The following is a 25,740-nucleotide window of genomic DNA, read 5'->3' as shown; positions in this document are numbered from 1 at the left end:
AGCTCCGTTCGGTTGCTGGGCGATACATATCCGGGCACGCCGACAGGGCAAGCTGTTGCCTGATTTTGGCAGTCAACATTTCGTGCGGCAGCGCGACGAGCTTACCGGCTCGCGAACGCTGCCATGTGGAAGGCCTGCATGTCCGCGGGGTAGCGATAGGCCACGCCATAAGGGCAGGCATTGCGGTCAAGGCAGCCGCCGTCACGGCAGGGGTCGCCACTCGGCCCGCGCACATGCGTCAGGCAGGCTTGATGGGCGAACCCCTCCGCGGAATAGGCATCTACCGGACAGGATTTCAGGCACGGTTTGTCGACACAGGCGTCGCAAAGATGGATCGCCTCGCGAGCCTCCGGAAGCGCGATCTCGTCCTCGAACAGCAGCGCGCCGCGATAGGCATGCCAAAGCCCATATCGCGGATGCATGAGGATGCCGAGCGGTGACGGCTTCAGGCCCTCGGCCCGCATCGCCCATCGCTGGAACGGCAGATAGGGCTTGTCGGACGGCGACACGGCGCGTGCGCCGAATTCTTCCGCGACCGCGCCTATGACCTGCCGGGACCAGGTGTCGAGCGGATTGGCGATTGCTCGCGGCTGCTTTTCACGCCAGCGCAGAAAATGCGGCCAGGGTGCTGCCCCCGCCTGTCCCACCAGCAGCGCCGACCTGGCTGGTGCACCGGAGCGGCCACAAGGCGCCGCCTCGCCGTCCGCAAAGGTGAAGCCGCCACGCAGGATGAGGCCGTCGGCGCCAAGCACGGCCGCAATCTCCTCCATCCTGCCGCGCGAAGGAATCATCCCTTCTTGACCGGATCGGAGAAGGCGCTCCGCCAGACTTCCTTGTGGATGATGTTGGCGACTTTAGCCCCGCCTGACTCGGGCTCCTTTCACGTGAAGGCGTCGGGCATCGACCCCTTCTTCTTGGCGATGAAGTCCTTCAGCGCTTCGTCGATCGCCGGATCTAGATGCGGCGCCTCATAAGATTCCAGCCAGCGGCGGGCGAGTTCGTTGGCGCGTTGCGGTGCGGTCTTCTCGCCTTCGGCCAGCCACTGCTCGTAGGAATTGTTGTCGGCGATGTTGGAGCGATAGAAGGCAGTCTGGAAATTCGCCTGCGTGTGGTCGCAGCCGAGATAGTGGCTGCCCGGCCCGACCTGGCGGATGGCGTCCATCGCCTGGCCGTTTTCCGACAGGTCGACGCCTTCGGAGAATTTTTGCGTCATGCCGAGCTGGTCGATGTCCATCATGAATTTTTCGTAGCAGGACGCCAGCCCGCCCTCGAGCCAGCCGGCCGAATGGAGGACGAAATTGGTGCCGGCCAGAATGGTCGAGTTCAGCGTGTTGGCGCTTTCATAGGCTGCTTGCGCGTCGGGGATTTTCGAGGCGCAAAGCGAGCCGCCGGTGCGGAATGGCAGGCCGAGGCGCCGTGCGAGCTGTGCGGCGCCGTAGGATACCAGCGACGGCTCCGGCGTGCCGAAGGTCGGCGCGCCCGACTGCATCGAGATCGACGAGGCGAACGTGCCGAACAGCACCGGCGCGCCCGGCCGGATCAGCTGCGTGAACGAAGCGCCGGCAAGCACCTCGGCAAGCACCTGGGTCAGCGTGCCGGCCACCGTCACCGGGCTCATCGCGCCGGCGAGGATGAACGGCGTGACGATGCAGGCCTGGTTGTGGCGCGCATAGACCTTCAGCGCGCCAAGCATGGTCTCGTCGAAGACCATCGGCGAGTTGGCGTTGATCAGGCTGGTCAGGACCGTGTTGTTTTCGACGAAGTCGTCGCCGAACACCAGCTTGGCCATGGCGACCGTGTCTTCAGCACGTTCCGGTGCGGTGACCGAGCCCATGAACGGCTTGTCGGAATATTTGATGTGCGCGTAGATCATGTCGAGATGGCGCTTGTTGACCGGCACGTCGACCGGCTCGCACACGGTGCCGCCCGAATGGTGAATCGAAGGCGCCATATAGGCGAGCTTCACGAAATTCTGGAAATCCTCGATGGTCGCGTAACGCCTGACGCCGTCGAGGTCGCGCACGAAGGGCGGGCCATAGACCGGGGCGAAGACGGTAGCATTGCCGCCGATCTGCACCGAGCGTTCGGAATTGCGGGCATGCTGGGTGTAGATGGGGGGCGCGGTCTTCAAGAGCGAACGGCAGAGCCCCTTCGGGAAATGCACGCGTTCGCCCTTGACGTCGGCGCCCGCCTCTTTCCACAGCTGCAACGCCTCCGCATCGTCGCGGAAGATGATGCCGATTTCTTCGAGCACCGTGTCGGTGTTCTTCTCGATCAGCGCCAGGCCTTCCTCGTCCAGCACTTCATAGACGTTGATCTTGCGCTTGATGTAGGTGAGCTGGGTGCCGGGACCGCCGCCCGACCGCGCTGCCCGCCTTGCCGCCGCTCCGCCGCTGGCGCCGCGTCCACGTCGCGCGTTTGACGCTTCCTGGTCCACTGCCGCGTGTTCGCTCATGATCGTTCTTCCCTGAATTTGGACCGGCTTGATTAGCGCCCGGCCCGGAACCGTTGTGGCCGCCTATCGCGGCTTCCGGCGGATCGTAGCCATGCACCCTATTCGAAACGGCCCGTCCGCGCCAACGCCTGTCGCAAAATCGACAAGAAAACCGATAGATTTTTCAGTCGCTTTCCTTTTGCGGGAAGTCGCAAATCAGCTATGGATACCCGCCCCTTGCGGGTTAGGTATTGGCGCGTTGATTTTAAGCTGCCATGGTCGTTCCCGGCAGCAAGGAGCCTGAGAAACAATGTCCGACGACGAGATTATCCTCTCCGAGCTTTCCGACGACGAGTTGGTGCAGCAGATGCACGACGATCTCTACGACGGTCTGAAGGAAGAGATCGAGGAAGGCACGCGCATCCTGCTCGAGCGCGGCTGGGCACCCTACAAGGTGCTCACGGAAGCGCTGGTCGAAGGCATGCGCATCGTCGGCGAGGATTTTCGCGACGGCATCCTGTTCGTTCCCGAAGTGTTGCTGTCGGCCAATGCGATGAAGGCCGGCATGTTCATCCTGCGCCCGCTGCTCGCCGCCACCGGCGCGCCCAAGCAGGGCAAGATGGTGATCGGCACCGTCAAAGGCGATATCCACGACATCGGCAAGAACCTCGTCGGCATGATGATGGAAGGCGCCGGGTTCGACGTCATCGATCTTGGCATCAACAATGCGGTCGAGAAATATCTCGATGCCATCGAGCAGCACCAGCCGGACATTATCGGCATGTCGGCGCTGCTGACCACGACCATGCCCTACATGAAGGTCGTCATCGACACGATGAAGGAAAAGGGCATCCGCGACGACTACGTCGTCCTGGTCGGCGGCGCGCCGCTTAACGAGGAATTCGGCAAGGCGGTCGGCGCCGACGCCTATTGCCGCGACGCCGCTGTGGCGGTCGAGACCGCCAAGGACTACATGAAGCGTAAACACAATGTGCGCGCTTCCGCCTGATACAAGGCAAGGCGGACGCTCAACAGACGAAGCCGCGCCTTGCAGCGCGGCTTTTTTGTTCCCAGATGTCGGGAGCGGCGGTCAGGGTTTCTTGACGGTATCGTCAACGGCCTTCGCGGTAGACTTGATATCCCTGCCGACGCCGCGGACGGTGTTGGCACAGGCCGAAAGGGCCAGGGCACAAGCCAGGATTGCGATTGGCGCAATGCGTAACAGTTTCATCGACGGTTTATCCCTCTCTCGGTAGATCGCCCCACAGCAACGAAAGCCGGCTCGGCTGGTTTCATGAAGATGCCCAGACCTAAGCAGAATCAAGCGGACAAGCTGCTCATCATCGCCTGCGGGATGATTGCGCGCGAGGTGTTGGCCGTCAAGGAACAGCTCGGGCTCCATCACCTCGAATTGACATGCCTTCCGGCCGAGTTTCATTTTTATCCGGACCGCATCGCGCCGGCGATGGACAAGGCCATCGAAAAGGCCAAGGCGGAAGGCTACAGCAACATCTTCGTCGGTTACGCCGATTGCGGCACCGGCGGCCTGCTCGATCGGGTCTGCGAGAAGCATGGCGTCGAACGCATGGCCGGTCCGCATTGCTTCGCCTTCTACCAGGGCATGGATGCCTATGCGAAGGTCGCCGACGACGACATGATGTCCTTCTACATGACCGATTTCCTCTGCCGCCAATTCGATGCCTTCTTCATGAAGCCGCTCGGTCTCGACAGGCATCCGGAGCTGATCAAGGACTATTTCGGCAATTACGAGAAGCTGATCTACCTGGCCCAGACCGACGATCCGGAGCTCGACAAGGTCGCGGAAAAGGCCGCGAAACTGCTTGGCCTCGTCTATGAGCGGCGCACGACAGGCTATGGAGACCTGACGGCCGGGCTGGCCAAGGCCGCGGCTGACGTCTGACGCTGGCTGGGCTGCGGCCCCTCTTGCGCGGCGATTGGCGATTATCGCCTTTCCGAAGGCGAAGACAGGACGGAGCGCCGCCTCCTACTGGAGAATGGCCTTGATCTGTTCCCAGGCCAATTGCCCCAATCTGGCGTCAGCCTCGTCATTTCCACCATGCGCATGCAGGGATGATCGCGGCGTCGTCTCGCCCGGCAGCAATATGCGATGGCCCGCGTCCTCCGCCAGGAGAAGTTGGGTCGGCAAACCGGCATCCGCTCGCCGTTCCACAATTGAGGTCGCAAATTTGTCCGAGGGCCAAAGCGCATCATCGTGTCCTGCGACGAGCAGGATCTGGGCGTTGGTCTTCTCCAACGGGATGGTCGCCGCCTCGATCTCGGTCTCGTGCCTCTTCAGGCAATGTTCGAACAAACTCCTGTAGGCGATAAGACCGTCTCTATATTCTGGCTCCCATTCAGGGTCCGTGGGCACAAACGGAAGTGGCCTGCCCCGCAGTGTCCAGGACGAGCGCTCCGGCCAGCTGATGCCATCGAGGCCAGCGCCGATGTTTCCCCACACGACTGACGAAGGACTGAACGCGACGACCGCGCTGATGCGCGAATCGTGCACTGCCGCCAGCAAAGCGGCTTCGGCGCCTTTCGACGTGCCGACAAAGACGATCCGCTTGCAGCCCAGTTCCACCAGGCAGTCCGCCGCGGCAAAGAAGGTCTCCAGCGGCACCTCGCAGATGCCAGCGGCTTGGCCCTCGTCCCCGAACCAGCGGAGCGCAACCGCCATCGTTCCCTCATTCGCAAAAAGCCTGGCTCGCGACACGTCCACCCGACCGCTGGAACCGCCGAGCACCACGACCCCCGTGGTGCTGTCGGCTGCGGTCCGAAACATCTTTCCGGACAGTCCCCGTGGAAGGCTGTCGCCGTCTATCGCCATGGCAGGCTCACTTTCGACCCAACCAGCCCGACGATCCTGTAAGCAATATCCGTATTTCGCCGCACCATCGTTTTTAACCTCGGACATTGTTAAGCACGGATGACAGCCTGCCGCGAATGGGTAAATTGCGCGCAAGCCATGCAAAGGCGCCGTCCAGCGGTCGGCTGCCGGACACCGACGAGGAATGCCGATGACCCTTCGCCCGATGCTTGCCGTTGCCGGCCTTCTCTGCTGCACCTTGCCCGCGCTTGCTGACGGCGAGGTGCAGAAGCTGATCACCGCCGCCGACAAGGCGCGGCTGGACAAATATGGCGAGGCGCGCAAGGCGGCTCTTGCCGAGGCGAAGGCGGGCAATCCTGGCGAGGTCAGGCAGCTCGACGCCTTGCTGGCCAAGCCGCTGGTTGCCTTCTCCGACAAGGACCTCACCGGCAAGTGGCAATGCCGCACCATCAAGGTGGGCGGGCTGAGCCCGCTCGTTATCTATGGCTGGTTCAAATGCAGGGTGACCGACGACGGCTCCGGCTGGCGACTGGAAAAGCTCACCGGCTCGCAGCGCACCAAGGGCCGCTTCTTCGACGACGGCGAAAAGCGTGCGATCTATCTCGGCTCCGGTTCCGTCAACAACGATCAGGCAAAACCCTATGGCAGCGGCCCCCGGACCGACCAGGTCGGCTACGCCTTCCGCAATAGCGCCGGGGAATGGCGCATCGAGTTCCCCGCTCCCTATTACGAATCGAAGCTCGACATCATGGAGTTCAAGCGCTGAGCGGAGCCTTCCTGACGGCTCCGGCATACCAAGGATTAACCCGCCCCGTCTAAGCTCCGGCCGTGGCAGTTGGTCCCGGGGGTGGCAAGATCAATGGCAATACCGGAAACCGATCCGAGACCGATCGTGGTCGTTACCGGAGGAGGCCAGCACGTATGGGCAATGGTCAACGCCATTGCCGACCATGTCGGCCCAGTCATCGTGATCCTGGAAGTCCCTGAATCCAAAAAGCGATTGCTGCTTGGCCGTGCCCGTCGCCAGGGCTGGCTGCAGGCCATCGGCCAGTTCGGCACGATGGTGCTGAGCAGGCTGGGCAAGCGGCTCTACGCCAGCCATGCCGCCCGGTTGATTGCGCAGGAGAAGCTCGATACCGAGCCGCGGCCGGGTCAGCAGATCATTCATGTTGCCTCGGCCAATGGGCCGGAGTGTCTCGCGGCGATCCAGAGAATCCAGCCAGGCGTCGTCCTGCTTAACGGCTGCCGACTCCTGTCGAAGGACATGTTGGCCAGGATGCCTTGCCCGGTGCTCAACTATCACGCAGGCATCACGCCGAAATATCGCGGCATGAACGGCGGCTACTGGGCGTTGGCATCGGGCGATTCCGCGAATTTCGGCACCACGGTGCATCTGGTCGATGCCGGCGTGGATACGGGCGGCGTGCTGAAACAGGCCTACGGTCAGCCGAAACCAGGCGACACGATCTCAAGCTATGCGCTGCGCCAGACGGCGTTTTCGCGCGACATCTGCGTCGAGGCGGTCAGCGATGCTCTGGCCGGAAAACTCGTGACGTTCGATCCAAGCCTGCCATCTAAACAGTGGTACCATCCGACGATCTGGTTCTATCTCTGGACCGGGCTCAGAACCGGCATCTGGTAGCGCTGGCGATACGGGCGATCGTATGCTATTGTCATACAAAATAAGGAGCCCTATCGATGTCCAGCATGGCGCCTGTCAGCGTTCGCGTCACCTCGGACGAGCGTGACATTCTCGAGGCCGCCGCCAAGCAGGCTCATACAAATCTGAGCGACTTCATTCGGCGCAAGGCTGTTGAGGCCGCCGAGATGGAGGTTTTGGGCGGTCGTGTCGTCGTTATTCCCGTCGTCGATTGGGAACAATTCGAGGCCTGGGCGAAATCGACACCAAAGACCGAGCCCAGACTGCAAAGGCTTGCTGCGTCCAGGCCAGTATGGCGGGACTGACGCCACCCCGTCCGCTCGCCGGGGATGACGACTGGGACGCTTTCGATTGCGGTCGCGAGTCGTTGAACAACTGGCTTCGCCGTCATGCATGGCGCAACCAGCAGGATGGATTGTCGCGGACGAGCCTCGTCTGTGATTCCGAAACCGGTGGGATAGCGGCTTACGTTGCGCTGAGCGCTGGCCAGATCGAACGCGCATACCTGCCCAAATCGGCACAGCGTAATCGGCCTGACCCTATTCCGGTAATCCTGCTCGGCCAGTTGGCCGTCGATCGCAAATATCAGGGACGCGGCTGCGGGCGCTCCCTTCTCCTGTTTGCGCTCAGGACGGCGGTGCGGTTTTCCAGCAATATCGGCTGCTTCGGCGTTATCACACACCCGCTGGACGAAGGCGTAAGAGACTTCTATCGCGACTTCGCTTTTCAGGATCTTCCATTCGATCCCAAACGGAGCATGATCGTCCGCATTGCCGATCTGAGGCACAATGGCTTCGATGGCAGCATCGATCATTCCTGCTGATTTCTGCCTCAGGCCGACATTGAAGATTGCCTTTCATTTTACGACATCCAAATGCGTCGCTTTTGAATGCGCGCGCGTCGTCCCATAACAAGCGGCCCAATTGCGCATGCGGCAATGCTCGCAGATCGAGGAGTGAGAATTCATGGCCGATCTGATCGTCGTCTACTGGCGCGACATCCCTGCCCAGGTCATCGTCAGGAAAGGCCGCCAGAACGCCAAGCGCGAACTGCCGTTGCGCTTCACCGAGGCGATCGACATGTGCGCCATGCGCACCGGCGCCGGCGGCACCGACGACTATCTGGCCGAATGGCGCAAGGCCGATCCGGTTCCGGTCGGGGACGACCTCGAAGCCGAGGTCGAGAAGGCATTCCAGGACATCGACGCGAAATATGACCGCGAGCGGCTGATCGCTCTGGTGAAGGCGGGCGGCAAAGAAAATGTCTGAAACCATTCCCGCCAAGGAGAGCCCGGCTCTCCAGCCGATCACCCAGGCGACCCTGGTCAAGAAGGCAGCACCGAAATCCGACTACAAGCCGGCCGACGTGTCGCCACAGCGCCGCGTGCAGCGCTCCTTCGCGGTGAGATTGTGGTCGGTCCGGCACTCGCGCCTGCTCGAATGGTTCTATGCCCGCTTCGCCGACATGTTCCTTCTGCTGCATCCCTTGTGGAAAGGTATCGGTTACAGCCGTGTCGAGGCCCCGGTGAAGTTTGTCGAAAAGCGCGTCAAGGGCTTCATGTTCGACTGCCGCATGTGCGGCCAGTGCATCCTGTCCTCGACCGGCATGTCGTGCCCGATGAACTGCCCAAAACAGCTGCGCAACGGCCCCTGTGGCGGCGTGCGCGCCAACGGCAATTGCGAGGTGGAGCCCGACATGCCTTGCGTCTGGGTCAAGGCCTGGGAGGGGGCGCGCAACATGGAGCACGGCGACAGGATTCTCGCCGTGCAGAAGCCGGTCGACCAGTCGCTGCGCGAAACGTCCGCCTGGCTGCGCGTCACCGCGCAGGCGGCAGCCGCCCGTGAAGCCGCGGCCGATGCGAAGACCGGAGCGGCCGCATGATCGCCCGCCAGCGTGACGAGAACCCGGCCGGCATCCATCTGCCGCTCGACCCCTTGCCCGGCCACACCTCGCGCGGCCGGCTCGAACGCGTCCTGCGACGCGGTGAATTCGCGGTCACCACCGAGCTCAACCCGCCCGACAGCGCCGACCCCGAAGACGTCTACAACAGGGCGAAGATCTTCGACGGCTGGGTCGATGCCATCAATGCGGTCGATGCGTCGGGCGCCAACTGTCATATGTCGTCGGTCGGCATCTGCGCGCTCCTGACCCGCATGGGCTACGCACCGATCATGCAGATCGCCTGCCGGGACAAGAACCGCATCGCCATCCAGGGCGACGTGCTGGGCGGGGCTGCCATGGGCGTCGCCAACATGCTGTGCCTGACAGGCGACGGCGTGCAGGCCGGCGACCAGCCCGGCGCCAAGCCGGTGTTCGACCTCGATTCCATGTCGCTGCTCGAAACCATCCGCATCATGCGCGACAACGGCAAGTTCCTGTCCGGCCGCAAGCTCACCACGCCGCCGCAGTTGTTCCTCGGCGCGGCCGTCAATCCGTTCGCACCACCCTTCGACTTCCGCCCGATCCATCTCGGCAAGAAGATCGCCGCCGGCGCTCAGTTCGTCCAAACGCAGTATTGTTTCGACGTACCGATGTTCAAGACCTTCATGCAAAAGGCACGCGATCTCGGCCACACGGAGAAAGTGTTCGTCCTGTGCGGTGTCGGACCGCTCGCCTCGGCCAAGACCGCCAAATGGATCCGCTCCAACGTGCCGGGAATCCATATTCCCGATACCGTCATCAAGCGGCTGGAAGGCGCCCAGGACCAGAAGAAGGAAGGCAAGCAGCTCTGCATCGACATCATCAACGAGGTGAAGGAAATCCCAGGCGTTTCAGGCGTCCATGTGATGGCCTACCGCCAGGAGGAGTATGTCGCCGAGATCGTCGATGAATCGGGCGTGCTGAAGGGCCGCCAGCCGTGGAAGCGCGAAATCCGCCGCGACGACCAGATGGTCGCCGACCGGCTCGACCATATCCTGCACGACGATGTTACCGAAACCCAGGTGGACATGGTGAAGACCGCGCATTGACTTGCGCGGAGAACCACCATTCGCTTGATCGACAAGAGATAACGATATAAAGAACTCTTTATATCACGACGGAGAGATTTCATGACCCGGACCATCGTTGCCTCGGCGACACGAGAAATCATCATCGGCTTCGACCAGCCCTTCTGCGTGATTGGCGAGCGCATCAACCCGACCGGCCGCAAGAAGCTCGCCGCCGAGATGATCGCCGGCAATTTCGAAACCGTCATCAAGGACGCGCTGGAACAGGCCGCTTGCGGCGCCACCATGCTCGACGTCAATGCCGGCGTCACCGCCGTCGACCCCAACGCGACCGAGCCGGCATTGCTGGTACAGACGCTGGAGATCGTCCAGGGCCTGGTCGACCTGCCGCTGTCGATCGACTCCTCGGTCACCGCCGCGATCGAGGCGGCGCTCAAGGTCGCCAAGGGCCGTCCGCTGGTCAACTCCGTCACCGGCGAGGAGGAAAAACTCGAAGCCATCCTGCCGCTGATCAAGAAATACAACGTGCCGGTCGTCGCCATCTCCAATGACGAGACCGGCATTTCGATGGATCCGGATGTGCGCTTCGCCGTCGCCAAGAAGATCGTGCAGCGCTGCGCCGATTTCGGCATTCCGGCGCATGACGTCGTCGTCGACCCGCTGGTCATGCCGATCGGCGCGCTCGGCGATGCCGGCCGCCAGGTGTTCGCCCTGCTGCGGCGCCTGCGCGAGGAACTGAAGGTCAACACCACCTGCGGCCTGTCCAACATCTCCTTCGGCCTGCCGCACCGCCACGGCATCAACGCCGCCTTCATCCCGATGGTGATCGGCGCCGGCATGACATCGGCCATCATGAACCCGGTGCGTCCGCAGGAAATGGAAGCCGTGCGCGGCGCCAACGTTCTGAACGGCACCGACGAGAATTGCACCAACTGGATTCGCACCTATAAGGATTACAAGCCGGCCGAAGGCGGCCAAGCGGTCGCCGCTCCGACGGCGGTCAATGCACCAGGCGAAGGCGGCGGCAATGGCGGTCGCCGTCGTGGCGGTCGTGAAGCCCGCATGGCAAGGGGATAAGCGCGCAATCGTGAATTCGCATACCAACATCACCGATCCGCTCGTGCTGTTCATGCCGTCGGGCAAGCGCGGGCGCTTTCCGGTCGGCACGCCGGTGCTCGACGCCGCGCGCCAGCTCGGCGTCTATGTCGAGAGCGTGTGCGGCGGGCGCGCCACTTGCGGGCGCTGCCAGATCGAGGTGCAGGAAGGCAATTTCGCCAAGCACAAGATCGTCTCCTCCAACGACCACATCTCGCCCAAGGGGCCGAAGGAAGAACGTTACGAGCGCGTGCGCGGCCTGCCGGAACGGCGCCGCCTCTCCTGCTCGGCGCAGATCCTCGGCGACCTTGTCATCGACGTGCCGCAGGACACGGTCATCAACGCACAGACCATCCGCAAGGATGCCGACACCAGGGTGATCGCGCGCGATACGGCGATCCGCATGTGCTATGTCGAAATCGAAGAACCCGACATGCACAATCCTTCAGGCGATCTCGACCGGCTCAAGATCGCGCTGATGAAGGACTGGAACTTCAAGAACCTCGAATTCGATTTCTATTTGCTGCCGCAGGTGCAGGGCATCTTGCGCAAGGGCAACTGGACCGCGACCGCCGCCATCCACAAGGATGCCGACAGCGACATCGCGCGCGTCATCGCTTTGTGGCCCGGCCTCAAGAACGAGGCCTATGGGCTGGCCTGCGATATCGGCTCGACCACCATCGCCATGCATCTGGTGTCGCTGCTGTCGGGCCGCGTCGCCGCTTCGTCAGGCACGTCGAACCCGCAGATCCGCTTCGGCGAGGATCTGATGAGCCGCGTTTCCTATGTCATGATGAACCCGGATGGCCGCGAAGGCATGACGGTCGCCGTGCGCGAGGCGATCTCCGGTCTTGTCGACAAGGTCTGCGCGGAAGGCAGTGTCCAGCGCAACGACATCCTGGATTCCGTCTTCGTCGGCAATCCGATCATGCACCATCTGTTCCTCGGCATCGATCCGACCGAGCTCGGCGGCGCCCCCTTCGCGCTCGCCGTCTCGGGCGCGGTGCGCATCAAGGCCTCGGATATCGGCCTCAAGCTCAACCCGGGCGCACGCCTCTACATGCTGCCCTGCATCGCCGGCCATGTCGGCGCCGACGCGGCGGCGGTGACGCTGTCGGAGGGCCCGCATCGCCAGGACGAGATGATGCTGATCGTCGACGTCGGCACCAACGCCGAGATCGTGCTCGGCAATCGTGCCCGGGTCGTGGCTGCTTCCTCGCCCACCGGTCCGGCCTTCGAAGGCGCCGAAATCTCCGGCGGCCAGCGCGCCGCGCCCGGCGCCATCGAGCGCGTGCGCATCGATCCCGACACGCTCGAGCCGAAATACCGCGTCATCGGCTCTGAACTGTGGTCCGACGAGCCGGGTTTCCTCGACAGCGTGCAGGCGACCGGCGTCACCGGCATTTGCGGCTCCGGCATCATCGAGATCGTTGCGGAGATGTATCTGGCCGGCATCATTTCGGAAGACGGCGTCGTCGACGGATCGCTCAGCATGCGCTCGCCGCGTATCGTCGCCAACGGCCGCACCTTCTCCTACGTGCTGAAGGAAGGCGAGCCGAAAATCACCATCACCCAGACCGACGTGCGCGCCATCCAACTCGCCAAGGCAGCACTTTATGCCGGCACCAAGCTGTTGATGGAAAAGCAGAACACCGAGCATGTCGACCGCATCCACTTCGCCGGCGCCTTCGGCTCCTTCATCGATTCGAAATACGCCATGGTGCTGGGCCTGATCCCCGATTGCGACCTCGACAAGGTCTCGGCCGTCGGCAACGCCGCCGGCGCGGGCGCGCGCATGGCGCTGCTCAATCGCGGCTATCGTCGCGAGATCGAGGAGACGGTGAGCCAGATCGAGAAGATCGAGACCGCACTGGAGCCCAAATTCCAGGAGCACTTCGTCTATGCGATGGCGTTGCCGAACAAGGTCGATCCGTTTCCGAAACTGTCGGCGGCGGTGAAGCTGCCGCCGCGCAAGACGGTGAGCGAAGACGGCATCGCCGGCGACGCCACCCCGCGCCGGCGCTCGCGCGAAGGCCACGCCGCGCGACGTGGCCGGGAATAAAATTAGGGCACAATGCAACGCCGAGGCGCCTTGGCCGCTTGTCAGTCGTTTGCCTCATTCGATGGCAAGCGCAAGCTGGGCCGCTGAGCCAGCAACGGCATGCTTTTGACGCACGACCGGTTGAGAAAGCCCGTCAGCGGCTTTTCAATCGACAGGTAAAGCATCGCGGAAAGCGCGATGCTGATCAAGGCAATCGGCGCCGGCTGCCAATTTGGCGGAACCCCAAGCCGCAGCATGATGCCAGTTACCACGACAACCACCAGCACATGCCACAAGTAGATCGAATACGAGGCACTACCAAAAAATGTAAACAAGGCCACGGGGTTGAACGGTCTGGCACGCTCGGCAAAAACCGCTCCAGCAACGATCAGGGTCGCCGGAATACCCCAACGCAGAACACGAGGCAGCTCGGGGTCAAGCATCTGGATCGTCATCAACAGGAGAAATCCGCCAACAACCAGCGACAGCGCCGGCACAAGCCGGAGCCGAATATCCTCCATCCACAGCCGCCCGATAACAATGCCGGCCGCGAACTCGAGCATGAGGGGAGAGGTAAAGCGGTAGCCTTTGAGCAGCAAGTTCGATGCGACCATCACCGTCAGCACGCCGATCAGCACGGCAAAACGCTGCTTCTCGCCTAAAAAGAGCGCCAAGGCGAAAATGACGTAAAACATCATTTCATAACACAGCGTCCAGCCCTGGATCACCACGGGATGAAGTACCCCATCCTGCACGATCGGAAGAAACACCAGCGAGCCGAAAAAATTTTCCGGGCTCAGCACATGTCCGTAGAGAAATTGCGGCTTGAGGAAAATTGCCAGCGCGGTCAGCACCGTGACGATCCAATAGAGCGGCACGATGCGAACAATCCGACGCCATATGAAACGCCGTGGATTGGCAGGGCGATCGGCCGTGGTCACCCACATGATGAAACCGCTGATGACAAAAAACAGGTCGACGCCAGCAGCACCGACCGCGAACGGACCGCCGAACTGTTCGTTGATGTGAAAGCAAACTACCGCGGAAGCGGCGAGTCCTCGAAGGTATTGGATACTGTGAATGTCATTCACGCCATACTCCTTACCCGCACCCCCGATGCTGCAATGCACAATAGCAGACATCCGCCATCTGCTGTCAACGGGCAAGCTAGGTAGGATCGCGGCACGCCCTCTTGGACGCGGCCGAGAAGCGATCGCTCGGGGGTGTCAATCACCTGCAATTTCATTTGTATGCAAATGTTTCCGGATTGACTGATCCGGAAACCAAATCACCGTTTTCGCGAAATCCGACCGATACATGGCAGGCGCATTTACCCGGCATCGAACGGCGGCCGAAGATAATCCTCGGCCGCCGCCGTTCTTCAAGGGAGATGAAAATGTCGATGTTTGAAAATCTCGGCCGCTACGGTGCGACCATCAGGCAGGCCCGTGCCAGGAACAAGGCCGTCCGCGCCCTGAACAGCCTGCCGGCACATGTCCAGAAGGACATCGGCTGGCCGGCCTCGCCGCCCAGCGACCCGCAGGCGGCGCTTTCCGCCTTGCTTTTGGGCTTTACGCGCTGATGACCTTTGCCGAAAAGTGCAAACTGCTCGGCACGCGCCGGAGCCCGCGAGGGGCTCCGGCCGTCACCAGCAACCGCCTGCGCGCAGCCCTTCTGCCGCAGCGCTGATCCCTCCCGCGAGAAATGCGGCGCCGATCACAGCGACGTGTGCACACAGCGTAAATCTTGACATCTTCGACCAGGGCACGATCTTCAAATATGAAGGGGACTTCTCTTAGTCGGCTGCCGCCGAAGTTCGTGTATCCGCATGCCAAGTTTGAAAAGCCACGTCGTGTCCTTCGTGCTCAGGCACAGTCGCAAGAAGGCGTTTTCCAGCCCGGAAAACCTGCAGCGCTGGATCGCTGCGGCGCGCCGGACAGAGGACCATCACCCTCCGGTGTCAGTGCAGCAGCGCTTCAACATCGAGACGCGCACCGTCGACGGCTTTCCCGTCTACGAGATCGCCCCCAGGGCCGGCGAGCGCAAGCGGGTTCTCTATCTGCACGGCGGCGCCTATGTCTTTGAAATCACGCCCTATCATTGGCACCTGATCGCCGACATGGCCGACCGGCTGGGCTATGCCTTTACGGTGCCCATCTATCCCATCGCGCCCGAGCATGACTTCCACGCCATGTTCGGCATGGTCGGCGACGTCTATCGCCGGATGCTCGGCGAGACGGAGGCGGAAGACATCATCTTCATGGGCGATTCCGCCGGCGGCAACATGGCCGTGGTGCTCACCATGATGGCTGCCGAAGAAGGCCTGCCCTTGCCGTCGCGCCATGTGCTGATCTCACCCGGGCTCGACGTCTCGCTTGCAAACCCCGAGGTGTTCGAGGCGGAGCGGAACGATCCCTGGCTGGGCATCGCGGGCGGACGGGAGGCTATCCGGCTCTACAGTGCCGGAATAGACCCGACGGACTGGCATATCAGCCCCGTCTATGGCGACCTCTCGGTGCTGCCCAGGACATTGCTCCTGGCGGGCTCTCGCGATCTTCTCACGCCCGACAATCTGATCTTCGCACAAAAAGCACGGGCCGCTGGCGTCGAGGTAGAGCTCGTGCACGAGGAAGGCATGTTCCACGTCTGGCCGCTGATCGACATGCCGGAATCGCGCCGCGCGCGCGAACGGATCGTGGCGTTTCTGACCGAGAACCCCTCGCCCCTTGTTGAAGGCGCCGGCGCAAGCTTCGAAGCGCCGTCCACCGAGGCTTCGGGGCAGAGCCTCCAGTCAGAGCACCCCGGTTGATCAGAACTTGCCGGTTTCCCGGAAGACTTCGAACGTCGCCCGGATGTGGTCGGCCACCGCCTTGACCGGCGCGCTGGCGTCCGGCGCTACCACCATGGCGAGGTTATAGGTGCCGATATCGGGCATGCCGTCCTTGGGGCAGAGCTCGACCATGTCGTTGCCGAGGAAAGACTTCGGCAGCGGCGCCACGGCGAGATCTGACATGATGGCGGCGCGCTGGCCGGCCGTATGCGCGCTCATATACGCGATGCGGTAGTTGCGGCCCTCGCGGCTCAGCGCTTCGAGCGCCCCTGCCCGCCAGGCGCAGCCCTCTTCCCACAGCGACACCGGCAAGGGTTCGCGCAGATGCGCGCAGCCGCCCTTGGCGCCGGCCCAGACGATCGGCTCCGTCAACAGCACCTCGGCGCCGAGCGCGCTGGTCTTGTAGGAATTGGTGAGCAGCGTGATGTCGAGCGCCCGGTCATCCATGCGCCGGCGCAGATTGCTGCTCTGGTCGATGGTGACGTCGACGGCGATCGATGGATGCGACTGCGCAAAACGCTTCAGCACATGCGGCAGCACGCGCTCGCCATAATCGTCCGGCGAACCCAGCCGCACCACGCCGACAATATCGGGAATGATGAACTTGGACACCGCCTCGCGATTGATCGACAGCAGACGACGGGCATAGCCCAGCAGCATTTCCCCGTCGGTGGTCAGCGTCACCGAGCGCGCATCGCGCGCGAACACCGAGCGGCCCAGAATATCTTCCAGCTTCTTGATCTGCATGGAGACCGCCGAGGGCGTACGGAAGACCGCATTGGCCGCGGTGGTGAAGCTGCCGGTTTCGGCGATCGCCACGAAAGTGCGCAGCACGTCGAGGTCCAGCAGCGGCAGCGGATGATTGAGTGGGGCGTTCATGACGATCGACCTTCAATTTTTCTGATGCAAACTATCATTCCATTTCGTTTGATTGAACATCAGTTCGAGCGCATAGTCAACTCCATCGAAGCAGGATGCTGCCAAGGCAGCCACGAAACGATCACGACACAGACCTGCCTTCGACATGCAATGAAGCTGATACAGACCTGACGTAAGGCATTGCCGGGCACTTCCGCCCCGACATGAGGAGATCGAAATGTCTATCCTGTCATCCATCGGTCGGCTTGCGACCGAATTCAGCGCGGCCCGCGCCCGCTACCAGACCGAACGCGCCATCCGCTCCCTGCCGATCGAGCTGCAGAAGGATATTGGCTGGCCTGAAGCGGCCGACACGAAGGCCGGCATACGCGCCGGCGTCGGATCCTGGGCTGGAGCAAAGTAAACCGTGTGTACCATGCATTGAAGGCCTGCCGCGCAAACCGCCCGGCAGGTCTTCTTGTTTTACCGACCTGTTTTGCCGTTTTATTTGCGTTCACATGAATTTCGGAGCCATGCTGCCGCTGCATGGCGCATATGAACAAGCCGCATAGCGGCTGGGTTTTGAGCTAACGCTTTGTAAGCTAACGAAAAATCCGGGAGTGCCTACAAAGGCTCCCGCCTTGCGTGTCGCTTTTCATATCAAGTGCTTCGCTTTTGCGATTTAGTTTTTACTTACACAAGCCTATATCCACGCCAGCAAACGAGCTGCCCCACTCCATCAAGCGAAGGCGACCCGTCTGAGCAACCGATTGGAGATGAACATGAAGCTTTTTGCCCGCCTTTTCCCTCGCCGCGAAATGAACCTGACCACGGCCCTCGAGCGCCAGCGCCTCGCCAACACCATGCCCGGCCAGACCGGCGCCATGGCTGCCGCACGCCTCGGTTTCGTCGCCTGAACCGATCCCGCAGGCAGCGCTCCCTCGCGCTGCCTGAATAGATGACGCCGCCCGGTTCCGCCGAGGCGGCGTTTGTTTGCACACCCTGACGGCGCTTCCATCGCGAACGGCGCCGCGGCTGCGCGGCATCGCAACACGATTGCCCATTTGCGACCCATGTCGCAAATTAAATCTTGCTAAAGCTCCTTAGCCGATTGACAAGGATGGTTTTTCCTGTTGTCGCTATGCTATTCGCGACATTCTGTTCGCGCCATGGCTGCGTGAGGTTCCCGTGAACGCCGTTAAGCATCCGATCAAGCGATCGTTTGTATTTTTTCTCATTCCCGACTTCACCATGATCGCGTTTGCGACGGCGCTCGACCCGCTGCGCTCGGCCAATCGCATGCTCGGCTACGAGGCCTATCGATGGCGCCTCGCCAGCATCGACGGCAAGCCGGTGCGCGCTTCGAACGGTGTCGAATGCGCGGTCAACACCTCGCTGGAGGAGGAGCGCAGGAAGATGGGAGGGCCGGATCGCCCCAACATGGCCATCGTCTGTAGCGGCACCAATGTCGAGCGCTACCAGAACAAGTCCGCCTTTGCCTGGCTGCGCGAGGAATACAATCGCGGCGTCTCCGTCGGCGGCCTGTGCACCGGAGCGCATGTTCTGGCCGCTGCCGGCCTGTTGTCCAACAAGCGCTGCGCCATCCATTGGGAGAACCTGCCCGGCTTCTCCGAGGCATTCCCGAAAGCCAATGTCTTTGCCGACCTGTTCGAGATCGACCAAAACATCTACACTTGCGCCGGCGGCACCGCCGCGCTCGACATGATGCTGAAGCTGATCGGCGACGATTTCGACGAGAATCTCGTCAACCGCGTCTGCGAACAGGTGCTGACCGACCGTGTGCGCAGCCCGACCGACCGCCAGCGCCTGCCGCTGCGTGCCCGGCTCGGCGTACAGAACTCGAAAGTGCTGACCATCATCGAACTGATGGAAGGCAATCTGTCGGAGCCGCTGTCGCTGATCGAGATCGCCGACCATGTCGACCTGTCGCGCCGGCAGATCGAGCGGCTGTTCCGCACCGAGATGGGACGCTCGCCGGCCCGTTACTACCTCGAAATCCGCCTCGACCGTGCAAGGCATCTCTTGATCCAGTCCTCGATGCCGGTGGTCGAGGTGGCGGTCGCCTGCGGCTTCGTCTCGGCCTCGCATTTCTCGAAATGCTACCGCGAGCTCTACGCCCGCTCGCCGCAGCAGGAGCGCGTCGACCGCAAGCAGCTGCTGGCGGCATAGAGGCGCGCCTCAGAGCACCTCTGCCGACCGCATCGCCTCGACGCGGATGTCCTCGGTCAGCCGCGCCTTCAACACGGAGAATTCCGGACTGGTCTTCAGCGTGTAGTGGCGCGGGTGCGGCAGGTCGATGGCGACGTCCGACTTGATCCGGCCGGGCCTGGCCGTCATCACCACCACGCGCGACGCCATGAAGATCGCCTCCTCGATGTCGTGGGTGACGAACAGAACCGTTTTCTTGCGCCGTTCCCAGATGCCGAGCAGCAGTTCCTGCATCAGCCCGCGCGTCTGGTTGTCGAGCGCGCCGAACGGCTCGTCCAGCAAAAGAATCGCGGGGTCGTTGGCCAACGCCCTGGCGATCGCCGTGCGCTGCTGCATGCCGCCGGAAAGTTGCTTCGGCCAGTGGTTCTCGAAGCCCTCCAGCCCGACGAGGTCGATATAGGAGGCGACGATTTCGCCCCTCTCCCGCTCGGCCATGCCGCGTTCGCGCAGGCCGAAGGCGATGTTTTCGGCGACCGTCAGCCATGGGAACAGCGTGTAGGACTGGAAGACCATGCCGCGATCCGGCCCCGGCCGGGTCACCGCTTTGCCGTCGAGCAGCACGCGCCCTTCGCTCGGCGCCTCCAGCCCGGCGACGATGCGCAAGAGCGTCGACTTCCCGCATCCCGAAGGCCCCAGGATGGTGATGAAATCATTGGCCGCGACCGCCAGGTCGACAGGCATCAGCGCCTGGACCGGTGAGCCGCCGCGCACGCCGGCGAACGTGCGCGAGACGCCCTCGATGAGAAGCTTGCTCATGCCAGGCTCCATGGGAAGAGCCAGCGATTAAGCGCCTTGAAGGCAAGATCGGACAACAGCCCGATCAGCCCGATGACGATGATGCCGAAGATGATCTGGCCGGTTGCCAGTCGCGACTGGCTGTTGATGATCATGTAGCCGATGCCCGACGACGAGCCGATCAGTTCAGCGACGATGACATAGGTCCAAGCCCAGCCGAGCACCAGCCGCAGCGTCTCGGCGATCTCGGGCGCATTGGCGGGCATGATCACACGCTTGACGATGCCGTTGTCCGTGGAGCCGAGCGTGTAGGCCGCCTCGACGAGATCGCGACGCGTGGAGCCGACCTTTACTGCGATGATCAGGATGATCTGGAACACGGAGCCGACGAAGATGACCAGCAGCTTCTCCAGTTCGCCTATGCCGGCCCAAAGGATAAGCAGCGGAATGAAGGCCGAGGCCGGCAGGTAGCGGGCGAAGGAGACGAACGGCTCCAGGAACGCCTCGACAGGTTTCCACGCGCCCATCGCTATGCCCAGCGGCACGGCGACGGCCGATGCCAGCACGAAGCCGCCGAAGACGCGCCAGATGGTGATCAGTATGTCGAGCCAGAACCGGTCCTCGACCAGCAGCCGCCAGCCATCCCGCAGCATCGACAGCGGATCGGCGAGAAAGATGCGGTTGACGTGGCCGCCAAGCGTGATCCACGCCCAGAAAACGACGAACAGCACGAAGAAGGAAATGCCGAGCACGGTTCGCGTGCCCGGCGAGATCGGATGCAGGGGGCGCGGCATTTACAACGGTCCTTGTGAAAGCGAAACGGCGGCGCGGGGCGCCGCCGCGAGACAGCGGCCGCTCAGTTCGCCACGGCGCTGGTATCGGCCAGCGTGGAGACATCAGGCGCTTCCTTGATCAGCCCCATCTGCAGCAGAAGCTCGCCGGCGGTCTTGGAGAAATCCTGGAACTCCTTGGTGAAGAACTGCTTGTTCTCCGCCCGGTCGGCCCATTTCAGGTACTTCGCCGAATCCTCGAACTCCTTGGCCGACTGTTTCACGTCCGCGCCCATGATGCCGTAGGATTTCTGCGGGTCCTTCTTGATCAGGTCGAGCGCGTCGAAATAGCTGTCGGCAAGCGCCTTGGCGGCGTCCGGATTGGCTTTGAGGAATTCGGGCGTGCAGCCGACCGTGTCGAGCACCATCGGGTAGTCGAGCGTGGTCGCCAATATGTGGCCCTGGTCGGCCTTGTCGCGCACCGCCGAGATGAACGGCTCATAGGTGACGGCCGCGTCGTTCTGGCCGGCAAGGAAGGCCTGCGCCGCCGCGTCCGGCTCGAGATTGACGACCGTGACATCCTTTGTCGACATGCCGTTCTTGTTCAGCACCCAGGCCAGCAGGAAATAGGGCGAGGTGCCCGGCGCCGAGGACGCGACAGTCTTGCCCTTGAGGTCGGCGACGGCCTTGATGTCGTTGCGCACCACGATGCCGTCGGCGCCGTAGGATTTGTCGAGCTGGAAGATCTGCTTGGTGGTCACGCCGCTGGCGTTCCACACCTGCCACGTCTCGACCGTGGTGGCGGCGCATTGCAGGTCGCCGCTGGCGATGGCGAGCGGCCGGCTGGCCTGCGGCACTTTCTTCAAGGTCACGTCGAGGCCGTGCTTCTCGAAGAGTCCCGCCTGTTTGGCGAGCGTCAGCGGCGCGAAGCCGGTCCAGCCGCTGATCCCGATAGTGACCGATGTGGCGGCCGTCGCCGGCGCGGACAAGCCGGCGGCAAGCGCCAGCGTAAGGATAATGGTCCTGTTCATGTCAGTTCCCCTTTGTTTTCTCTGGGGGAATGTTCACGGACGCCGCCCGGCTGTCAATGAACAGGGCCGTGTTTGCCCACATCGTCGGCGACGAAGGTTCGCCTTGCCGCCACAAAACGGCAAGGCCGAGGACCTTGTCGTCAATACTGGTCGCAGTAGCACTCCGCGGACGAGATTCGGTCGTTCCAGTCGCTACCGCCGAAATCGCGGACCCTGCGCCTGATCTCGATCGATCGGCCTCCCCTGCGCGAATCCTCATAGGCAACGAGAGTGCAGCCTCGGCGAACGATCACCGACGACACGCGGTCGTTCCAGAACTCGCGGCCGCGAAAATTGACCGAATCGTCGGCCCCGAGCGCGATCGACCGTCCGCGAAAATTGCCATTTTCGAACATGATGCAGGCGGCCTGATCGTCGTATTGGGCGCTGGCGCCGTCGGCGTAAAGCATGGACGCGACCGCAGTCAGGATAGCTAGACGTCTCATCTGGTGTTTCCTCGGTTTGACCGCGTCACCCCGCCCGCCGGATGGCGCGGCAAGGCCAGTTTGCCACTGCTTCTGCCGGACTGGCAAGCCTGGAACAGTTCGGCATTTCACGGAAACGCCGAACCGCTTTGACTATTTTTTTCAATCAATTCCAAAGGGAAAGCGTTACGCGCGTACCGGGAAGGCGCTATGCGCTTTTTCTGGAATTTCTCAGCGGCTATCGAGCATCCAATTGCGGTTGCGCCACATCTTTTCGCCGACCAGGCAATCGCTGGCCTGTTCGGCCTGCGCCAGCACCACCGGCGGACGATCGGCCTGGTCAACCGGCCGCGGCGAGGCCGGGCCGGCGAGTTCAAGCACAAGCTTGCGGCGGATAGCTTCGGGAAACTGCGTCCAGTCGTTGACCGGAACCATGAAGGCTCCGGGACCGCCAATGACGCAGTCGCTGTAATAGCGGTCGAGATCGTTGACATCGTAGGCGCTGGTGAAGCCGCCGCGGGTCATCAGCGGCAAGCCGTTTATGACGATGCCTTGCTTGACCACCTCGTCGCGGATGATATCGACCGGCGCGCCCTGGTTGTTGGGGCCGTCGCCGGAAATATCGATGACCCGCTTCGTCCCTTGAAAGCCACTTTCGGCGAAAAGGTCCGCGCCGAATTCCAGCGCGCCGGAGATAGACGTGCGCCGCGCGCTGTTGGGAGGCTGGGCGGACAGCCGCGCCACCACCTGCTCGGCGTCGGCGCGAGTGGAGATCACCGTCCACGGCACGATGACGTGCTGCGAGTTGGTGCCAGCCCATTCGACATAAGTAACGGCGATCCTGCCGTAAGTGCCGGCGGCGATGGCTTGCAGCACATGATCGTGCGTCAATGCAGCAGCGTAGCCGCGACGCTGGATCTCGAGCTCGTCCGCCGACATGGACAGCGAGACGTCGACCGCCAGCACCAGTTCGACGTCGACGGGTTCGTCCGCGAGCGACACCGGGGCCAGCCACAGCATCAGCGCCAGGGCGGCGGCGCCTGAAAGCAGATGTCTTGCGCGAGCAAAAGCAGACATGCCGCAGGGTAAGCCAGAATCGCCAGCCGAAAAAGAGAAAAGCCCCACCATAGCCGCCGGGCTTATCAAAATTTGCTCACGAGCCCTGCTGGGAGGTTGCCTAGCTTCTCGGCTTCAAATTCTCCGGATCGTAGAGCGGCTTGTAGCCGACCCCGGCGACCTCGACCGGATAGGTCTCGCCGAAATACTCCACCTTCAGCTTGCGGCCCTCTTGGGCATAGGCCCATGGCAGATAGGCGAGCGCGATGTTCTTGCCGATGGTCGGGCCGTAAGCGACCGACGTGGTGAAGGAACGGCGGCCGAGTTCGTCGACCAGCGTCTCGCCGGTCTCGGGGTCCAGCACCGGCATCGTGCCCACCGGATAACGCGCCACACCCTTGGAATCGGTGTTTTCGGTCATCACCAGCGTGCACAGCATCGCCGGCTGGTGCTCGCGGGCGCGGTATTCCAGGTGCTTGGCCTTGCCGCAGAAGTCGTTCTCCTTGACTTTCGGGCGGGCAAGATCGGCCTCGAGCAGGTTGTACTCGGTGAGCAGATCGGCATTCTGCAAACGCAGGCTCTTTTCCATGCGCCGCGTATTGGCATAGGTCTCGACGCCGAACGGCATGACGCCGGTCGAGCGCAGCGCATCCCAGACGGCCAGGCCGTCCTCGTAGCGCATGTGCAGTTCCCATCCCTGTTCGCCGACATAGGAGATGCGGAAGGCGGTGACGTCCTTGCCGGCGATCCGGATCGGCTTGATCGCGGCGAACGGGAAATTCTCCAGCGCAAGGCCCTCGGGATTCTCGACCACCTTTTGCAGGGTTGCTCGCGCGTTCGGGCCCCAGATGCCGATGGTGACGTATTTTTCCGTCACATCGGTGATGGTGACATCGAAACCTTTATCCTGCGCGGTGCGGCGCATGTACTGGAAGTCGCGCGGGCCGGCGTCCGCGCCATCGATCAAACGGCAGCGGTCGGCCATGCGGATGACCGTGAAGTCGGCGCGCACCATGCCTTCCTCGTCGAGGAAGTGGGTGTAGATGCCCTTGCCGATATTGTTGTCGCCGCCGATCTTGGCCGCGCACAGCCACTCCAGCAGCGCGACGTGGTCGGGTCCCTCGATGTCGTACATCGAGAAGTGCGACAGGTTGACGATGCCGCAGTCTTCGCTCATCGCCAGATGCTCGGCATTGGACACGCGCCAGAAATGGCGATTGTCCCATTCGTTCTCGCGCACCGGCACCCGGTTGGCGTATTTCTCCAGAAGGTGCTCGTTGGCGGCATAGCCGTGCGCGCGCTCCCAGCCGCCCAGCTCCATGAAATAGCCGCCGAGTTCCTTCTCGCGCTCCCAGAACGGCGAGCGCCTTATGTTGCGGCCCTTGGAGAAGGGCTCGCGCGGGTGCACGGCGGGATTGTAGACCTTCATCGCCGTCTCGGTGCAGCGATCCCAAATGAACTGCTCCTTGGTCTGGTGCGGATAGAAGCGCGCATAGTCGATGGCGTGATGGTCGATCGAGGTGCGGCCGTCCGTCATCCAGTCGGCGATGAGCTTGCCCATGCCCGGGCCGTCCTTGACCCAGATGGCAACGGCATACCACAGCCCCCTCACCTTCTGGCTCTCGCCCATCGACGGGCCGCCATCCGCCGTCACCTGCAGCAGGCCGTTGAAGGAATGGCTTTCGTTGTAGCCGAGTTCGCCCAGGATCGGCGTCAGTTCCATGGCGCGCTCCAGCGGCGCCAGGATCTGCTCCATGTCGAGATCGCGCTGCGAAGGCGAAAGCCGGGCCTGGTCCTTCTCGAGCAGGTCGCGCGGATGGCAAAGGCGCGGATTGGTCTCTTCGTAATAACCCCATTCGATCTGCCCGCCCTCGGCGGTCTTGGGGTCGCCGGTGTCGCGCATATAGGCCGAATTGCCCTGGTCGCGCAGCAGCGGCCAGCCGATCTCCTTGCCCGTGCCGGCGAACTCGTTGTAGGGCCCGAAGAAGGTGAGCGGATGGTCGATCGGCATGACGGGCAGGTCCTCGCCCACCATCTCGGCGATCAGCCGGCCCCAGATGCCGGCGCAGACGATGACGTAGTCGGCCTCGATGGTGCCGCGGTCGGTCACCACGGCGCTGATGCGGCCGTCCTTGACGACGAGCGACCGGGCCGGCGTGTTGGCGAAGGATTTGAGCTTGCCCGAGGCTTCCGCCTGGTCGACGAGCTTGCCGGCGACCGTCTGCGAGCGCGGGATGACCAGGCCGGCGTCGGGATCCCACAGGCCGCCCTGCACCATTGCCTCTTCGATGAGCGGGAATTTCTCCTTGATCTCGGCCGGTTCGATCAGCCGGGCGCGCGTGCCAAAAGCCTTGGCCGAGGCGATCTTGCGCTTGATTTCGTCCATGCGGCTGTCATCGCCGACGCGCGCGACTTCGAGGCCGCCGATGCGTGCGTAGTGGCCCATCTTCTCGTAGAAATCGATGGAGTAGAGTGTCGTCCAGCAGGACAGGAAATCGTGGCTGGTGGTGTAGCAGAAGTCGGAAGCGTGCGCCGTCGAGCCGATGTCGGTCGGGATGCCTGATTTGTCGATACCGACAATGTCGTCCCAGCCGCGTTCGATCAGGTGATGGGCGATTGACGCGCCGACAATGCCACCCAGGCCGATGATGACGACCTTCGCCTTGTTCGGAAACTCTGCCATTGCCCGCGACTCCAGGTGCTGTTGCGGGCGGCGTCGGCGCCCGTCTGATCGGCGCACA

Annotated in this window: 27 protein-coding genes; 16 read left to right on the top strand and 11 right to left on the bottom strand. The window is 62.7% G+C overall.

Going from position 1 to position 25,740, the window contains the following annotated elements; genetic code table 11:
- Positions 1–101: 101 nt before the first annotated feature.
- Together FJ972_RS15640 and FJ972_RS15635 are read right to left on the bottom strand one after the other, a co-directional pair.
- The gene (locus tag FJ972_RS15640) at positions 102–791 is read right to left on the bottom strand and encodes a 4Fe-4S dicluster domain-containing protein (RefSeq protein ID WP_140521103.1); all 690 of its coding nucleotides are present in this window, start codon (positions 789–791) and stop codon (positions 102–104) included.
- A gap of 89 nt (positions 792–880) precedes the next feature.
- The gene (locus tag FJ972_RS15635; protein WP_140495659.1) at positions 881–2,455 is read right to left on the bottom strand and encodes a trimethylamine methyltransferase family protein; all 1,575 of its coding nucleotides are present in this window, start codon (positions 2,453–2,455) and stop codon (positions 881–883) included.
- Positions 2,456–2,744: 289 nt separating this feature from the next.
- Here FJ972_RS15635 and FJ972_RS15630 point away from each other — a divergent pair, with 289 nt between their 5' ends.
- Together FJ972_RS15630 and FJ972_RS15625 are read left to right on the top strand one after the other, a co-directional pair.
- Complete coding sequence (locus FJ972_RS15630; RefSeq protein WP_140495658.1) at positions 2,745–3,443, top strand: corrinoid protein; 699 nt, start codon at positions 2,745–2,747, stop codon at positions 3,441–3,443.
- Between the two features lie 285 nt (positions 3,444–3,728).
- Positions 3,729–4,355, top strand: coding sequence for a DUF1638 domain-containing protein (locus FJ972_RS15625; protein ID WP_140521104.1), 627 nt, complete (start codon positions 3,729–3,731; stop codon positions 4,353–4,355).
- Between the two features lie 84 nt (positions 4,356–4,439).
- Here FJ972_RS15625 and FJ972_RS15620 read toward each other — a convergent pair whose 3' ends face one another.
- Positions 4,440–5,282, bottom strand: a complete 843-nt coding sequence (locus FJ972_RS15620) for an acyl-CoA thioester hydrolase/BAAT C-terminal domain-containing protein (protein WP_140521105.1) — start codon at positions 5,280–5,282, stop codon at positions 4,440–4,442.
- A gap of 190 nt (positions 5,283–5,472) precedes the next feature.
- Between FJ972_RS15620 and FJ972_RS15615 the strand changes: the two genes are divergently transcribed.
- From FJ972_RS15615 to FJ972_RS15575, 9 genes are all read left to right on the top strand, one after another.
- Complete coding sequence (locus FJ972_RS15615; protein ID WP_140521106.1) at positions 5,473–6,048, top strand: DUF4893 domain-containing protein; 576 nt, start codon at positions 5,473–5,475, stop codon at positions 6,046–6,048.
- 93 nt (positions 6,049–6,141) lie between these two features.
- On the top strand, positions 6,142–6,924 hold the full coding sequence (locus FJ972_RS15610; protein WP_140521107.1) for a formyl transferase: 783 nt from the start codon (positions 6,142–6,144) through the stop codon (positions 6,922–6,924).
- Between the two features lie 56 nt (positions 6,925–6,980).
- Positions 6,981–7,247, top strand: coding sequence for a DUF1778 domain-containing protein (locus tag FJ972_RS15605; RefSeq protein ID WP_140521108.1), 267 nt, complete (start codon positions 6,981–6,983; stop codon positions 7,245–7,247).
- Positions 7,235–7,765, top strand: coding sequence for a GNAT family N-acetyltransferase (locus FJ972_RS15600; RefSeq protein WP_140495652.1), 531 nt, complete (start codon positions 7,235–7,237; stop codon positions 7,763–7,765). Before FJ972_RS15605 ends, FJ972_RS15600 begins: the two co-directional genes overlap by 13 nt.
- Positions 7,766–7,907: 142 nt before the next feature.
- Positions 7,908–8,210, top strand: coding sequence for a virulence factor (locus FJ972_RS15595; RefSeq protein ID WP_140495651.1), 303 nt, complete (start codon positions 7,908–7,910; stop codon positions 8,208–8,210).
- Positions 8,203–8,823: a methylenetetrahydrofolate reductase C-terminal domain-containing protein gene (locus tag FJ972_RS15590; RefSeq protein WP_140516339.1), complete on the top strand. Its 621-nt coding sequence runs from the start codon at positions 8,203–8,205 to the stop codon at positions 8,821–8,823. Before FJ972_RS15595 ends, FJ972_RS15590 begins: the two co-directional genes overlap by 8 nt.
- Positions 8,820–9,911 carry a methylenetetrahydrofolate reductase gene (locus FJ972_RS15585; protein WP_140516341.1) on the top strand — a complete coding sequence of 364 codons (1,092 nt, stop codon included), beginning with the start codon at positions 8,820–8,822 and terminating at the stop codon, positions 9,909–9,911. The genes FJ972_RS15590 and FJ972_RS15585 overlap by 4 nt, the downstream gene beginning before the upstream one ends.
- Positions 9,912–9,992: 81 nt before the next feature.
- A complete protein-coding gene (locus FJ972_RS15580) occupies positions 9,993–10,967 on the top strand; it encodes a methyltetrahydrofolate cobalamin methyltransferase (protein ID WP_140495648.1) in 975 nt (324 codons plus the stop codon).
- Entirely contained in the window at positions 10,918–13,047 is a 2,130-nt protein-coding gene (locus tag FJ972_RS15575) for an ASKHA domain-containing protein (RefSeq protein ID WP_140521109.1), read from the top strand. The genes FJ972_RS15580 and FJ972_RS15575 overlap by 50 nt, the downstream gene beginning before the upstream one ends.
- A 41-nt stretch (positions 13,048–13,088) precedes the next feature.
- On the opposite strand, the gene FJ972_RS15570 is transcribed toward FJ972_RS15575, so the two are convergent.
- On the bottom strand, positions 13,089–14,117 hold the full coding sequence (locus FJ972_RS15570; RefSeq protein ID WP_226880283.1) for an acyltransferase family protein: 1,029 nt from the start codon (positions 14,115–14,117) through the stop codon (positions 13,089–13,091).
- A gap of 101 nt (positions 14,118–14,218) precedes the next feature.
- Between FJ972_RS15570 and FJ972_RS30260 the strand changes: the two genes are divergently transcribed.
- Positions 14,219–14,608, top strand: a complete 390-nt coding sequence (locus FJ972_RS30260) for a hypothetical protein (RefSeq protein WP_318012663.1) — start codon at positions 14,219–14,221, stop codon at positions 14,606–14,608.
- Between the two features lie 246 nt (positions 14,609–14,854).
- Positions 14,855–15,835: an alpha/beta hydrolase gene (locus FJ972_RS15560; RefSeq protein WP_140495645.1), complete on the top strand. Its 981-nt coding sequence runs from the start codon at positions 14,855–14,857 to the stop codon at positions 15,833–15,835.
- Here the strand turns inward: FJ972_RS15560 and FJ972_RS15555 are convergent, their stop codons facing one another.
- Positions 15,836–16,735, bottom strand: a complete 900-nt coding sequence (locus tag FJ972_RS15555) for a LysR substrate-binding domain-containing protein (RefSeq protein WP_140495644.1) — start codon at positions 16,733–16,735, stop codon at positions 15,836–15,838. It lies immediately after the preceding gene.
- 217 nt (positions 16,736–16,952) lie between these two features.
- On the opposite strand from FJ972_RS15555, the gene FJ972_RS15550 reads away from it, so the two are divergent.
- The 3 genes from FJ972_RS15550 (at position 16,953) to FJ972_RS15545 (ending at position 18,904) form a co-directional block, all read left to right on the top strand.
- Entirely contained in the window at positions 16,953–17,138 is a 186-nt protein-coding gene (locus FJ972_RS15550; RefSeq protein WP_140495643.1) for a hypothetical protein, read from the top strand.
- A 358-nt stretch (positions 17,139–17,496) separates the two neighbouring features.
- A complete protein-coding gene (locus FJ972_RS30175) occupies positions 17,497–17,631 on the top strand; it encodes a hypothetical protein (RefSeq protein ID WP_127853696.1) in 135 nt (44 codons plus the stop codon).
- A gap of 334 nt (positions 17,632–17,965) precedes the next feature.
- Complete coding sequence (locus tag FJ972_RS15545; protein WP_263482988.1) at positions 17,966–18,904, top strand: GlxA family transcriptional regulator; 939 nt, start codon at positions 17,966–17,968, stop codon at positions 18,902–18,904.
- Positions 18,905–18,913: 9 nt separating this feature from the next.
- Here FJ972_RS15545 and FJ972_RS15540 read toward each other — a convergent pair whose 3' ends face one another.
- The 6 genes from FJ972_RS15540 to FJ972_RS15515 all read right to left on the bottom strand — a co-directional run bounded on the left by FJ972_RS15540 (position 18,914) and on the right by FJ972_RS15515 (position 25,682).
- Positions 18,914–19,699: an ABC transporter ATP-binding protein gene (locus tag FJ972_RS15540; RefSeq protein ID WP_140495641.1), complete on the bottom strand. Its 786-nt coding sequence runs from the start codon at positions 19,697–19,699 to the stop codon at positions 18,914–18,916.
- Complete coding sequence (locus FJ972_RS15535; RefSeq protein ID WP_140495640.1) at positions 19,696–20,472, bottom strand: ABC transporter permease; 777 nt, start codon at positions 20,470–20,472, stop codon at positions 19,696–19,698. Before FJ972_RS15535 ends, FJ972_RS15540 begins: the two co-directional genes overlap by 4 nt.
- Positions 20,473–20,534: 62 nt before the next feature.
- The gene (locus FJ972_RS15530; protein ID WP_140521111.1) at positions 20,535–21,479 is read right to left on the bottom strand and encodes an ABC transporter substrate-binding protein; all 945 of its coding nucleotides are present in this window, start codon (positions 21,477–21,479) and stop codon (positions 20,535–20,537) included.
- 140 nt (positions 21,480–21,619) lie between these two features.
- On the bottom strand, positions 21,620–21,964 hold the full coding sequence (locus FJ972_RS15525) for a peptidase inhibitor family I36 protein (protein WP_140495638.1): 345 nt from the start codon (positions 21,962–21,964) through the stop codon (positions 21,620–21,622).
- Between the two features lie 210 nt (positions 21,965–22,174).
- A complete protein-coding gene (locus FJ972_RS15520) occupies positions 22,175–23,020 on the bottom strand; it encodes a DUF1194 domain-containing protein (RefSeq protein WP_140521112.1) in 846 nt (281 codons plus the stop codon).
- Positions 23,021–23,120: 100 nt separating this feature from the next.
- A complete protein-coding gene (locus FJ972_RS15515) occupies positions 23,121–25,682 on the bottom strand; it encodes a GcvT family protein (protein ID WP_140521113.1) in 2,562 nt (853 codons plus the stop codon).
- Positions 25,683–25,740: the final 58 nt, after the last annotated feature.

This window comes from Mesorhizobium sp. B2-1-1, assembly GCF_006442975.2.
Lineage (GTDB): Bacteria > Pseudomonadota > Alphaproteobacteria > Rhizobiales > Rhizobiaceae > Mesorhizobium.
Note: the sequence above shows the minus strand (reverse complement) of the source record. Positions and strands in the feature narration are given on the sequence as shown.